This is a genomic window from Actinoplanes couchii (assembly GCF_016862075.1).
GTDB lineage: Bacteria > Actinomycetota > Actinomycetes > Mycobacteriales > Micromonosporaceae > Actinoplanes > Actinoplanes couchii.
This window is the reverse complement of record NZ_BOMG01000051.1, coordinates 62,488-75,326: the sequence shown is the minus strand read 5'-3', so window position 1 is coordinate 75,326 and position 12,839 is coordinate 62,488. Positions and strand designations below refer to the sequence as shown.

Annotated in this window: 11 protein-coding genes; 9 read left to right on the top strand and 2 right to left on the bottom strand. The window is 70.5% G+C overall.

Annotated features, from left to right (window positions below; all coding sequences use genetic code 11):
* The first annotated feature begins 40 nt into the window (after positions 1-40).
* Positions 41-1,105 carry a type III polyketide synthase gene (locus Aco03nite_RS19625; RefSeq protein ID WP_203796892.1) on the top strand — a complete coding sequence of 355 codons (1,065 nt, stop codon included), beginning with the start codon at positions 41-43 and terminating at the stop codon, positions 1,103-1,105.
* The gene (locus Aco03nite_RS19620) at positions 1,102-1,551 is read left to right on the top strand and encodes a DUF6023 family protein (RefSeq protein WP_203796823.1); all 450 of its coding nucleotides are present in this window, start codon (positions 1,102-1,104) and stop codon (positions 1,549-1,551) included. The genes Aco03nite_RS19625 and Aco03nite_RS19620 overlap by 4 nt, the downstream gene beginning before the upstream one ends.
* 189 nt (positions 1,552-1,740) lie before the next feature.
* Here the strand turns inward: Aco03nite_RS19620 and Aco03nite_RS19615 are convergent, their stop codons facing one another.
* Positions 1,741-2,544: a hypothetical protein gene (locus Aco03nite_RS19615; RefSeq protein WP_203796822.1), complete on the bottom strand. Its 804-nt coding sequence runs from the start codon at positions 2,542-2,544 to the stop codon at positions 1,741-1,743.
* Between the two features lie 350 nt (positions 2,545-2,894).
* On the opposite strand from Aco03nite_RS19615, the gene Aco03nite_RS19610 reads away from it, so the two are divergent.
* The 6 genes from Aco03nite_RS19610 (at position 2,895) to Aco03nite_RS19585 (ending at position 9,420) form a co-directional block, all read left to right on the top strand.
* Entirely contained in the window at positions 2,895-3,380 is a 486-nt protein-coding gene (locus Aco03nite_RS19610) for a CarD family transcriptional regulator (protein ID WP_014447856.1), read from the top strand.
* Between the two features lie 205 nt (positions 3,381-3,585).
* Positions 3,586-4,245 (top strand): 2-C-methyl-D-erythritol 4-phosphate cytidylyltransferase, encoded by a 660-nt coding sequence (gene ispD / locus Aco03nite_RS19605; RefSeq protein WP_239145291.1) that lies wholly within the window; start codon positions 3,586-3,588, stop codon positions 4,243-4,245.
* Positions 4,246-4,298: 53 nt separating this feature from the next.
* On the top strand, positions 4,299-4,787 hold the full coding sequence (gene ispF, locus Aco03nite_RS19600; protein ID WP_203796820.1) for a 2-C-methyl-D-erythritol 2,4-cyclodiphosphate synthase: 489 nt from the start codon (positions 4,299-4,301) through the stop codon (positions 4,785-4,787).
* Positions 4,788-4,806: 19 nt separating this feature from the next.
* Positions 4,807-6,030, top strand: coding sequence for a tetratricopeptide repeat protein (locus Aco03nite_RS19595; RefSeq protein ID WP_203796819.1), 1,224 nt, complete (start codon positions 4,807-4,809; stop codon positions 6,028-6,030).
* 1,110 nt (positions 6,031-7,140) lie between these two features.
* On the top strand, positions 7,141-7,806 hold the full coding sequence (locus tag Aco03nite_RS19590) for a hypothetical protein (protein WP_307837650.1): 666 nt from the start codon (positions 7,141-7,143) through the stop codon (positions 7,804-7,806).
* A gap of 318 nt (positions 7,807-8,124) precedes the next feature.
* Positions 8,125-9,420, top strand: a complete 1,296-nt coding sequence (locus Aco03nite_RS19585; RefSeq protein WP_203796818.1) for an outer membrane protein assembly factor BamB family protein — start codon at positions 8,125-8,127, stop codon at positions 9,418-9,420.
* Between the two features lie 355 nt (positions 9,421-9,775).
* On the opposite strand, the gene Aco03nite_RS53015 is transcribed toward Aco03nite_RS19585, so the two are convergent.
* Positions 9,776-11,548 carry an ROK family transcriptional regulator gene (locus tag Aco03nite_RS53015; RefSeq protein ID WP_239145284.1) on the bottom strand — a complete coding sequence of 591 codons (1,773 nt, stop codon included), beginning with the start codon at positions 11,546-11,548 and terminating at the stop codon, positions 9,776-9,778.
* 48 nt (positions 11,549-11,596) lie between these two features.
* Between Aco03nite_RS53015 and Aco03nite_RS19570 the strand changes: the two genes are divergently transcribed.
* Positions 11,597-12,811 (top strand): MFS transporter, encoded by a 1,215-nt coding sequence (locus Aco03nite_RS19570; protein ID WP_203796817.1) that lies wholly within the window; start codon positions 11,597-11,599, stop codon positions 12,809-12,811.
* Positions 12,812-12,839: the final 28 nt, after the last annotated feature.

Sequence of the window (12,839 nt, the reverse complement as noted above, 5' to 3'; positions counted from 1 at the left end):
CGCCCCGGAACCAGGGCCGTCCGGTGGCCCGTTCGCCGGGCTGCGGCCCGGGGCGGCGATCACCGGGATCGGGGTGGCGCTGCCGCCCTCGGCCCGCCAGGACGATCTCTGGGACGGCTTCTTCAGCGGCCACTACGCCGGCCCGCGTGCGGCGCTCGCCCGGCGGATCTTCGCCAACTCCGGGGTGCGCACCAGGCAGAGCGTGGTGAGCCCACTCCTCGAGGACGTCTCCGGCTGGTCCACCGAGCAGCGGATGCTCCGCTACCAGGCCGAGGCGATCCCGCTGGGCAAGGCCGCCGTCAGCCGGGCCCTGGAGAGCGCCGGACTGGCCGCGGGCGATCTGGGCTTTTTCGCGGTCTGCTCGTGCACCGGCTATGCCACCCCCGGGCTCGACATCCTCCTGGCCCGTGATCTCGGCATGTCACCGAGCGTGCAGCGCCTCTTCATCGGGCACATGGGCTGTTACGCCGCGTTACCCGGTCTCGGGACGGTCGGTGACTACGTGACGGCGCGCGGCCGGCCCGGGCTGCTGCTCTGCGTCGAGCTCACCAGCCTGCACCTGCAACCGCCCGCTGCGCGGACGGACATCCAGCAGATCGTCTCCCACGCGTTGTTCGCGGATGCCGCGGCCGCCGTCGTGGTCACTCCACAGACCGATTCGGGGTACGTCGTACGAGAGGTTGCCGCGATCACCGACACCTCCACGGCCGACCACATGACCTGGGACGTCACTGATCTGGGGTTTCGGATGGGGCTGTCGCCGAAGGTGCCGTCGGTGCTCGCCGCCCACGTCCGCGAGCTGGTTCTCGAGGTCCTCGGGCGGCACCGGCTGGGTCTGGCCGACGTCGGCGGCTGGGCCGTGCACCCGGGCGGGCCGAAGATCCTCGACGTGGTCCAGGACCGGCTCGGGCTCGACGACACGGCGCTCGCGGACTCCCGTGGGGTTCTCGCCGCGTACGGGAACTGTTCCTCACCGACCGTACTGCTGGCGCTCGATGAACTGCTCCGCGCGCCGGATCCGCCGCGATCGATCGTCATGCTCGCTTTCGGACCGGGCCTCACCCTCTATGTCACCCTTCTGGAGGCCTCTACTCTCGCAGCGTGAGCGGCGAACGGGGACGCGGTGCGGTGCTGTACGCGCTGACCGCATTGAGCGTGGTGATCGGCCTGATGTGGTGGTGGCGTGCCGCCCCGCGGCAGGTTGTCGACGAGCGCCTGACCAGGTGGCGCCTCACCGCGGAGCAGTTGCTGCCGGACGTCGGTGAACAGGAGGCGGTCAGCACCGTCGCCCTGGAGGCCGCCGCCGAGCACGAGGAGTCGGTGAAGGTCACCCCGGGCAGCTTCCTGGTCTCGGTGGTCTGCGCCGGTGACAACGGCAGCCGGATCCGGGTGAGCCTCGGCATCGGGGACTCGGGCCGGGGGCTGCGCTGTTCCGGCTCCCGGACGCCCGAGGTCTTCACCGTCGGTCTGGCCCGCGAACTGCACCTGACGGTGACCGTCGAGTCGGCCACCCCGGTCGTCTTCCGCTACTCCCTCCAACGGGACTCGTAGCCCACGCGAGGTCGGGGCATCGGGGCGTCACTCGTCCGGGGGAATTTCGGGGTCGGGGGTGACCTGGTGGGCCGCCCCGGGCCCGGCGGTCGGGCGGTGGCCTTGCGCCGCGCGGACCTCGCGTGTGGCCACGGGAGGTGCCGATTTGGCAGGACTCGTCGGTCCGTACCGCAAAAGGGTCTTTGGTCTTTATAGACGTGCCAGGTCGGGGCGGATCGTCTCGATCGAGGCGGTGCGGGCGTGGATCCGGACTATGTCGCCGGTCCGGTTGACCAGGATTGCCGCGGCGGTGCCGTCGGGGTCGGAGAGATCCAGTTGGGTGCGGAGGGTGTCGGTGCGGTCCTGGAGGAACGTGACGTTCTTACCGTCGGCCCGGGGGGTGCGCGTGGTGGGCAGGACGCCGGTGGCCGCCGACGGACCCGCCGAGACACCTGTCGAGACGTCGGCCGAGACGCCTGCCGTGGTGATCGCCAGAACCGTGACACCGGGGTCGATCGCGGCCACCGTGTCGTCGAGCAGCCTCGCGCAGTCGCAGCCGTCGGTGAGCAGCAGGACCGCGGGAAGGCTGCTCAGGATCGAGACGCTCTGGCCGTCGGTGCCGATCATGTCGAGCGCGGGCAGCTTGCCGGCCGGGCTCGGTGTGGTGCCGGCGGTGCGCTGGGTGGCCGGCTGCCGGGCGGGGCCGGGCCAGGCCGAGGCGAACAGGCTCGCGACCGTGACCAGGACCGCGACCGAGACGATCAACGCCGGAGTGCGCATCAACAGGGTGCCGAAGCGGCGGAGCCGGCGGACCCCGGGGCGGCGGACGAACAGCTGCCAGCCGGTCAGCGGCGGGCCGGTGCGCAGCTCGGCACGAACCGCCTCGACCTCGTCGGCCAGCTCCGAGAGGTCGTCGGGAATGACGATGACCCCCCACTCCTCGGGGAAGTCCGGGAGGTCGTCGGGGGATCCACCCCCGGGCGGCCTGCCGCCGTTGTCGCTCGCGCCAGCCATGACTCAACCTCCCCCCTGGCCGACCAGATCTTGCTTCGGTCGGGGAACTTCCGTCCAGCCTCCACTACGAGGGCCCACATCGCCAGTGCTGCACTGATGCGGACCTTAGCGATAAGCTTGATCTCACAAAGCCATCAGGTCCGGAATTCCCGACTTGGTTCACGCGGGTCGGCCGGTAAAGCCGGTGACAGTGCTGTCACTTTGCGTTACTTAGGCAGCTTCTCGCTTTGCTGTCAAGCGGTAGAAAGCCCCGTCACAGGGCCTCTGAGCTGCACTAACAGTGACCGTCAGGGCGAGACAGAGCCGCCTGAGCGTGTTACCCTAGACACAGCGAAAGGGGTTTCGAACCTATGGTTTTCAGTGTCGGCGAGACCGTTGTTTACCCCCACCACGGGGCCGCACTCATCGAGGCAATCGAGACTAGGGTCATCAAGGGCGTTGAAAGGCAGTATCTCGTTCTGCGTGTCGCCCAGGGCGATCTGACTGTTCGAGTGCCCGCTGAGAACGCCGAGGAAGTCGGCGTGCGCGAAGTGGTCGGCGAGGAAGGCCTGGGCAAGGTCTTCGACGTCCTCCGTGCCCCGCACACCGAGGAGCCGACCAACTGGTCGCGGCGCTACAAGGCGAACCTGGAGAAGCTCGCTTCCGGTAACCCGCTCAAGGTCGCGGAAGTTGTTCGTGACCTTTGGCGTCGTGAGCGTGAGCGTGGTCTTTCGGCGGGTGAGAAGCGGATGCTCGCCAAGGCCCGTGACATTCTGGTCGGTGAGGTTGCCCTCGCTGAGAAGAGCACCAAGGATGAGGCCGAGGTCCTGCTCGACAAGGTCCTCACCGAGGCCTGATCCACCGACGCCATCCCTCTTCACTGTGTCTGACTCACCACGTGTGTCTGGCGACAACGACGGCGACGTGACCGCGAAGCTCCATGCTCGCGGTGACGTCGCCGTCGTCGTTCCGTCTGGCCTTTCTGTTCCTGCTGCTGCTTCTGTTCCTGCTGCCGCTTCTGTTCCGTCTGCCCTTCATCCGGCCGGTGACGTCGCCGTCGTCATTCCGGCGGCGGGCGCCGGAGTGCGGTTGGGGCCCGGCGCTCCGAAGGCGTTGCGCCTGCTCGGCGGTGAACCGTTGCTGGTGCACGCCGTCCGGCGGGCGGCCGCCGCCCCGTCGGTGCGCATGATCGTCGTGGCCGCGCCACCGGCCGACGTCGATGCCGTGCACGCCCTTCTCGCCCCGGTCGCCCCGGTCACCGTGGTGGCCGGCGGTGCCGAACGACAGGACTCGGTCGCGGCGGCGCTCGCCGTGGTGCCCGATGACGTCGGCATCGTCCTGGTCCACGACGCCGCCCGGTGTCTCGCTCCCGCCGAACTTTTTGAGCAGGTTGCGGCTACCGTGCGTGACGGGGCTGGAGCGGTCATCCCGGCACTCCCGGTGACCGACACGATCAAGGAGGTCGATCCCGGCGAACGGGTGCTCGGTACGGTCGACCGCTCGGTCCTCCGCGCCGTGCAGACCCCGCAGGGATTCAGCGCGCCGCTGCTCCGGGCCGCCCACGCCGCGGCCGCCGACTCGCACACCGACGACGCCGGCATGGTCGAGAAACTCGGTCACCGCGTCGTCTGCGTGCCCGGCTCGGACTTCGCGCTGAAGATCACCCGGCCGATCGATCTCGCCGTGGCCACCCATCTGCTGACCCTGCCGCCGCCTGCCTAGGCCTCCCGGGTGGGGATCCGCCGGGATCCCTGCCGGGGCCTAGGGTGGTCGGCGTGATCATTCCGCGGGTGGGTATCGGCACCGACGTTCATGCCTTCGACCCGGAGCGGCCCTGCTGGGTCGCCGGGCTGGAATGGCCCGGTGAGCCCGGTCTCGCCGGGCACTCGGACGCCGACGTCGCCGCGCACGCCGCCTGCGACGCGCTGCTCTCCGCAGCCGGTCTCGGTGACCTGGGCAGCAACTTCGGCACCAGCCGTCCCGAGTGGGCCGGCGCCGCCGGGGTGACGCTGCTCACCGAAACCGCCCGCCGGGTCCGGGCCGCCGGTTACGAGATCGGCAACGTCTCGATCCAGGTCATCGGCAACCGCCCGAAGATCGGCAAACGGCGCGCGGAGGCCGAGAAGACCCTCACCGAGGCGGTCGGCGCCCCGGTCACCGTGGCCGGGACCACCACCGACGGGCTCGGGCTCACCGGTCGCGGCGAGGGCCTGGCCGGGACAGCGGTCGCCATGGTGTACGCCACACAATCTTCATCCAGCTAGACCGCCTACGCTCGGTGTCGTGCCCGCCCCCTTGGAGCCCGACACCACCCCGGAAGAACACCGGCAGCGCGCCCTGCTCTTCGCTGACCTCGGTCGATACGACGAGGCCGCCGACGAGATCGCGGCCGGCCTGACCACCGCGCCACAGGAGACGGCCCTGCTCTCCACCCTGGCCCGGATCCATCTCGCCGCCGAGCAGCCGGCCGAGGCGCTGGCCGCCGCCCAGCGCGCCGCCACCGCCGACCCGCAGGCGCTGCCCGCCCTGGTGGTCCACGCGATGGCCCTGGTCGACAGCCGGCGATATGCCGACGCCGCCCGGATCGCGACCGCCATCCTGCGGACGTGGCCCGAGGATCCGTATGCGCAGCGCACCGGCGCCGCCCTGCTCAGCGAGTCACGCAACGGGCAGGAGGCGCTGAACGCCGCGTGGAACGGGGTGCGGGTCGCCCCCACCGACGCCGAGGCGCACCTGGTGCTGGCCGTGGTCGCCGCCCGGCTGCGGTTGTTCGACCTGGCGCAGCGGGCGTACGGGGAGGCGCTCGACCTCGACTCCGCCATCGGCGACGCGAGCCGCGACACCGGAATCGTCCGTTTCGAGCGGCGGCGGTGGGCGCGGGCGCTCGAGGACCTGGCGGAGGAGGCTTCACTCGGGGCCGTCGCGCCGCCCGATCCGCAGTCTTCGCCCGCTGATCCGTCGTCGTCTTCCGATTCGTCGTCCGCTGACCCGTTGTCCTCCGATTCGTCGTCTGCCGATTCGTCCGGTCGGTCTGATTCGTCCGGTCAGTCGCCGGGGGCTTCGGTGCCCGGCTCGGTGGCTGATCCGGTAGCCGTTCCGATCAGCCGGCCGACTCGGTCGGTGCTGGACATCTCCGACACTTCGGCGATTGCGGTCCGGGAGAGCGCTCAGTACGGCGCCGGCGGCACGATGATCGCCGCGGTGCTGGCCGCCGCGATGACCATGGTCAGCCCCGGCATCTCCCGGGTGTGGGCGGGCCTGATCGCCGTACTGATCTTCGGCGCGGTGGTCTTCTGGTTCCGAAGCCGACTACCGGAACCGGTCGGTGTGGTCCTGCCCCGGCTGAGGTCCACCGACCGCCAACTCGCAACAGCCGTATATCTGACATTCGCGGCCCCGCTGTTCCTCCTGGCGTACGCGGTGGTCGGCGGCCCGATCCCCCTGGTGGCCGGAATCGTGGTAGCCGCAGCGGCAGAACTGCTGGCGGTGCTCTCCCGCCGAACCTGACCGCCGCCTCACCCCGGCCCTGGTCCTGGTCCCGGTCCTGGCCCCTGTTCCGGCCCCGGCCCTGTTCCGGCCCTGATCCGGCCCTGGTCCGGTCCTGGTCCTGGTTCCGGTCCTGGTCCCGGCCTTGGCCCTGGTCTCAGTCGCGGTCCTGGCCCCAGTCCCGGTCCCGGCCTTCGCCCCGGTTTTAGTCTGGGTCCTGGCTTTGACCCCGGACGGAGCGGGCCCTCTTGCCTTTCCGTACCGCGGGTCCTCCGCGCCGTCGGCTTGCGGCTTTCCTGGAGCAGGTTGTCCGACGAAAGCGCACGTCATCGGCACTGCGGTGCCCGACGGGGCGGGGCCGCGGCCGGGCTGTGGGTGGCTCGTTGTCCGCGCCGGCTCGCGGTTTGTTCTCTCTGCTTTCTAGCTGGTCTGTTGGCTCGCTGGCCGGTGGCTTTCCTGGCTTGCTCGTGATGGTTCGGTGGCCTTGCTGGTTTAAAAGTGACATTTCGGACGTGGTTGTCCGATTATCCGAGCGTCTATTAGGTTCGGAACGTGTCAACGCAGGTGCCTCCGCTCTACGCCGGACTGGTCGATGACGCCTCCCTGCTCCCGCCCAGCCCGGTCGGTCTGTCCGACGCCGCCGCAAAACACCACGAGCACGCCACGTCGTGGTACCGGGGGCTGATCGGCACTCTGCTCGTGCCCGCATCGGTCATCGGCACACTCGTGATCCCCGAGCCGACCGCCACCCCACGCACCACACCCGACCCGTCACCCAACACCAACCCGCCTCGCAGCGCCTACGCGTCCCCCAATGCCAACTCGCGTTCCGGCGGCGAGCCGCTTCCCAGCGCCGACCCGTCCAGCAACGCTGACCCGTCTCGCAGCGCCGACCCATCTCGCAGAGCCAACCCGCGTTTCGACGGCGAGCCGCTTCCCAGCGCCAACCCACGTCCCGGCAGCGAGCCGCTTCCCGGAACCGGGAGGTTTCCGGGCGCTGGACCGGCCTCTGGCGTCGAACGGCTTTCTGACGTTGGGCCGGGCTCTGGCGACGGGTCGGGTGCTGGCAGTCGGTCGGGTCATGGCGCCGGCTCTACTCCTGGAACCGGCTCGACTCCTGGAACCGGGGCGGTGCCCTGGCTGTCCGTTGGACTGATCGGTGACGTGCCGGCCGCCTCTCTGCCCGCGACCGTGGAGAAGCTGCGGGCCTCCGGCGTGGCCGTGCAGCACGTCGAGGCGGCGGTCGCTCGCCGGGGCGAGGATCCACAGCCCGGCCTGGCCTCCCTGCGCTCGTTCGCCGCCATTCAGACGAGCCTGCCGCTGTACGCCGAGATCCCCCTCAGTTGGGGCCTGCTCGCCGCCTTGGACACCGTCGCCGAAGCTCGTGCCGACGGACTGCCGATCACCCCCAAGTTCCGGGTCGGCGGCCTGGCCGCGGAACTCTTCCCCACCCCCGTGGAACTGGCCGCCGTGATCTGCGCCTGCCGTGACCGAGGGCTGCCGTTCAAACTGGCCGCCGGCCTGCGCCACGCCACCCGGCACACCGACCCGGAGACCGGCTTCACCCATCACGGCTTCCTCAACGTCCTGGTGGCGACGGTGACCGCGGCCAACGGCGGCGAGGTGGCAGAGGTGGCCGAGGCACTGGCCGCCACCCACCCGGTCCCGCTGGTGGAACCGGCCCGCCTGCACCGCGACGGCCCCCGCCCACTGTTCGTGGGCTTCGGAGCAGCCAACGTCGTCGAGCCCCTGACCGAACTGGTCCGCTTGGGCCTGATCAACGGCGGCTACGAGTAACCACCCTCCGCTGTCCGGTGAACCCGTCCTCCTCTCCGGTATCCGATTCCTGTCGGTCGCCCGGTCGCTCGCCCGGTCGTCCGGTCGCTCGCCCGGTCGCCCGGTCGCTCGCCCGGTCGCCCGGTCGCCCGGCCGGTCGGCTGCTTTTCGCCGTCGTGGTGGGTGCTGGGGCGGGTGAATCGCCGGTTGTCCTCGTTATTCCGACGGCTCGTGGAATGAGTGGATCTGCTGGTCGAAGTGGGCTGAGCTGGGAGTGATCCGGAGCACGAGCCGGACCGGTGCGGGGGCGTCGTGCGTTGATTTGGAATACTTCACCCCGTGACCCGGGTGCTGCTGCGAATCCTGGCGGCCGCACTACTGCTGGTGGTGAGCGGCCTCATCGGCTGGCGTGTGCTCGCGCCCACCGAGCTTTCATCGACGGCTACCGAGCCCTATCCGTCGGCGTCCGCTCCGATTCAGGGCGTCACCAGTCGCCTCAATGTGGCTCCGCTGATCGTCGACGGCCGGGTGCGTGTCTATGCCGCGAAGAACCAGGTCCGCGCCGACGGGCCGGTCACCGCGGAGCAGGTCTACACGGCGCTCTGGTCGTACCGGCGCTGGCCCGAACAGCTCAACGCGGTGGCCGCGAGCGGCACCACGCTCGTCAGCCGGTGGTCCGACGGCAAGATCGTGGCGTTGAACGGTCTCACCGGCGAAGTCGTCTGGCGTGCCGACGGGCCGGAGGCTCCCGGATTCGCCGGACACCGGACCGGCGCCGCGACGGTCTGGGATCCGCCCGGTCTGCGCCTCGCCGCCGGCACCGTCGTGGTCACCCAGGATCAGGACCTTGCTGGGTACGACCTCAGCACCGGCTCAGTCCTCTGGAAGACCTCCGTCCCGGCCGGGTGCTCGGAGGGCTTCACCACCACGGGCGGCGCCTATGTGTGCGCGACCGGTGCCTATGACGTGTCGTCGGGTGCTCCGGTCGACGGGTGGCCGACCGCTCCGTACCAACCGGTGGGTTGTGTGACCTCTGGTTGTGCGGCTTTCCGCGATGGCGCGGGGCAGGGCTGGCTCGCCACCTCCGCCAAGCCCCGCCGGGCTCCGGCCCTGGACGACTCCGGCGCCACCATCGCCGCTGGTGTGATCATCACGGTCTCCTCCTCTGCCTCGGAATCACCGTCGCCGAGCTCCTCGACGGCGCCCTCTCCGGTGGTCGTCTCGCCCGGTCCTGGTCCCTCGTCTCCGTCCGGGGTGTCTTCGTCTGGGGCGTCTCCGTCCGGGGTGAGCCCATCGTCCGCTTCTTCGGAGTCGGTCGTCGGGCGGGCTGTGGACGGAGCGGCATTGTGGATAACTTCTGGGCCGGCTCGGGTTCTGGGAGAATCATCGGGAACGGTTCTGCTGCTGAGCCCGGAGAACCAACTGACCGGGGTGGACGCGCGGACGGGCTCGGTCCGGTTCGCGTTTCCGCTGGCGATGAAGAAGGACAGCACCGACTGGAAGGCCGGGCTGTACCACGTCACCGACGGCTACCTGGCGATCGAACGGCTCAACGAGGACGGGCCCGACGATCCGGAGTCGCCGCTGTACTACCACACGGTCGACACGGTCCTGGTCGCCGTGCTGCCCGCCTGACCAGCCGAGGCCCGGTCGCGGGCCCGGAGCCGGGAAACAGGCCCGAAGCCAGATAGAGATAGTAGGCCGGCGCTCGGCAACCCGCCACGAAGCCGGCCCGGCACGAAACTGGTCTGGCACGAAGCAGGTCTGGCACGAAGCAGGTCTGGCACGAAGCAGGTGCTGAACAAAGCAGGTCCTGCACGAAGCAGGTGCTGAACAAAGCTGGCCCGGCATGAAGCAGATTCGGGGTTAGGCAGGGCGGGGCCAGGCAGAAGGTCCGGGCTAGGCAGAGCACACGCCCTTCCCGCTTTGGCCTGGAGTAGGTGCGGGCCGGCAGTTGGGTCGGTGTTGGGTCTGGGCCGAACCATGGCTGCTAGGCCAAGCGGGGGAACAGGGCGGTCCATGCCTCCTCCGCTGCGCCGGTGATGGGGCCCTCGTCGTCGGGGAGGGTGGCGGGAAGGATTGGTGGCGGGGAGTCGCGGTGGGTTGCCATGAGGCCGTTGCGGTAGGCGGTGGTGATCGCGTCGGGGACTGCGGCCAAGAGGTCGGGGCCGATTCCGCCCAGCGTGACCAAGTCGGGGTCGAGGGCGTTGACCAGGCCGGCTATGCCTCGGCCCAGGGCGATCCCGACGGTTTTTACGGCTTCGAACGCCGCTTCGGGATCGATGTCGGGGCCGGCTTGGCCGGAACTGTAAGAGCTGGTGGAGACGGATGCCCTACCGAGAGCGGTGGCGGGTGTTCCGGAGGGAGCGGTCGCTGATCTGCCGCCGAGAGCGGTCGCCTGGGTTCCGGCTGACGTGATGGCCGGCATTTCGCTCGGAGCGGTGGCGGGCGTCGCGCTGGTTGTAGCGGGCTGTGTCGCGCTCGCAGCGGTGGCGGGTGTAGCGGGCTGTGTCTCGTTCGGAGGGGTAGTGGGCGGTTCGCTTTGGTTGGTGGTGGGTGGGGGGAGGCCTGCCAAGTCCTGGCGGGCGCGTTGGGAGCGGGTGGCTGTGGCGATCACCCGGCGGGCGTACGTGACCGGATCTCGGGGTGGGGTGTCGTTCAGTAGGCGGGCCAGGGCGGTGCCGTCGATGGACGTACCCCAGCAGCCGTTGGCGCCGCAGGCGCATTTGATCTTGGGGTTTCCGAAGGGCATGTGGCCGAACTCTCCGGCTGTGTTGCGGGCTCCGATGATGGGGCGGCCGTTTTCGATCAGGGCGCCGCCCAGGCCGGGTTCGATGTGCAGGTGCAGGGCCACCGCTGCGGTGGCGCCTCGGAGGTGTTCGGCGGTGGCGGCGAGGGTGGCGTCGTTGCCCGCTACCAGCAGGTCGGCTTCGGGCCAGAGTTCGGTGAGGTCGATGTCGTGCCAGTCGGAGGTGACGGTGTCCAGGCGGAGGCTGCTCACGGCGGGTCCGCGAAGGCTACCCACTGCTGGTTCGCGGAGGCTGTCCACGGCTGGTTCGCGGAGGCTGTCCATGGCCGGTTCGCGAGCACTACCCACTGCTGGTCCGCGGCTGCCCACTGCTGGTTCGCGGAGGCTGCCAGCTGCTGGTTCAGGACCGAGAGGAAGGGCGGCCGGGGGGAGCGCGCCTGCGGGGAGGTGGGCGGCGGGGGAGCCGGGCCCGCGGTTGTCGGTCAGGTAATGGGGAGGGGTAGCGCCGCGGTTGTCGGTCAGGTGGTCGGGAGGGATGGGGTCGCGGTTGTCGGGCAGGTGGCGGTGAGGGGTGGGGCGGCGGCTGTGGGGCACCGGGCCGGGTACGGAGATGCCGATGGCTCGGAGGCGTGGGCCGTACCGGCTGTGCAGTTGTTTGACGGCGGCCGCCACCGCGACCCGGACCTCGGCCCACGGGCCGTGTTCGTGGCGTTCGGAGCGGGATGTCACGGTGGCGCCGCCCAGCTCGACCACGTCCAGGCGCCACGCCTCGTTGGTGATGGCCAGGGCCAGGACCAGCGGGCCCTCGGGATGTGGCAGCAGGATCGTGGTCGGGCGGCCCCGGGTGCCGCTCGGTGTGGCGGGCGCCTGGGTGAGCAGGCCGGCGCGGCTGAGTTTGGTGACCAGTTCGGTGGCGGCGCCGGTTCCGATTCCGATCAGGCGTGCGGCGTCTGCTCGGGTGATGCCGGGGTGCCGGTGGACGGCCCGGAGGAGTTCGGTGGAGCGCGTCGTCACAGACGTGGTCCCTTCTTTTGCTCTACCCAAGAGCTTATTGTGCGAGGTGTGCGACTCAACCGCCCGGCGCTCGTCGTCCTCGGCACCTCCACCTTCTGCTACGTCACCGCGGAGACCCTGCCCGTCGGTCTCCTCCCGCAGATCTCCGCCGGTCTCGGCGTCACCGAGGCGCAGGTCGGGCTGCTGCTCACCAGCTATGCCGTGGTCGCCGCGGTCAGCACCATCCCGCTCACGGCTCTCACCATGCGGCTGCCCCGGCACACGCTGCTCGCCGCCACCGTAGCGATCTTCGTCGTCGCCCAGGCGGCAGCCGCACTCGCACCCACCTTCCTGGTCCTGGTGCTGTCCCGGCTGGTCTGCGCCCTCGCCCACGGCGTCTTCTGGTCGGTGATCGGGCCGATCACCGCCCGCCTGGCGCCGCCGGGGCAGGTCGGCCGGGCCACCTCACTGGTCTTCATCGGCAACTCGCTGGCCATCGTGCTCGGGGTGCCGCTGGGCACGGCGCTCGGGCAGTGGCTGGGCTGGCGGCTGTCGATCGGCCTGATGGCGGTCGCCGGGGCGATCTGCCTGATCGCGCTGATCACCCTGCTGCCGGCGATGCAGCCGCTGCCGCGCGACCGGGAGGCGTCACTCGGCAGGCAGCTGCGGAGCGCGGTCACGATCCTGCGCAACGGCAAGGTCGCCGGGCTGTGCGTGATCACGGTGGTGCTGGTGGTGGGTCACTTCACGACCTACACCTACATCGCCCCTCTGGTACGCCGGGACGCCGGCCTGGACGGGGCGGCGCTCAGTGCGTTGCTGCTCGGGTACGGCGCGGTCGGTCTGGCCGCCAACTACGTGGTGGGCCGGTTCGTGGACCGCCGGCCGGGACCGTTCGTGATCGGGTTGTCCGCGCTGGCCGCGCTGTCGATGGTGCTGCTCGCGCCGGTGCTGGGGCCGGCCGCCACGATCGCCGTGGTGCTGGTCTGGGGCGGGGCGTTCAACGCGCTCCCGGTCTTCCTCGGGTCGGCGCCGATGCGGGTGGCGCCGACCGCCCGGGACGCGGCGTCGGCCGTCTACGTGGTGGCGTTCCAGATCGGCATCGGCAGCGGGTCGTTCGCCGGGGAGCGGCTGGTCGGCGCCGGGCAGCTGGGCTCGTTGCCGCTGCTCGGTGCGGGCCTGGTGCTGGCCGGATGCCTGCTGGCGGTGATCTGGCGGGGCGTCTTCCCGAACCGGATCACCGCCGAGGACCACGAGCGGATGGAGGCCGCGGCCAGGTCCTGACCGGATCGCCCCGAGGACCACGAGCGGA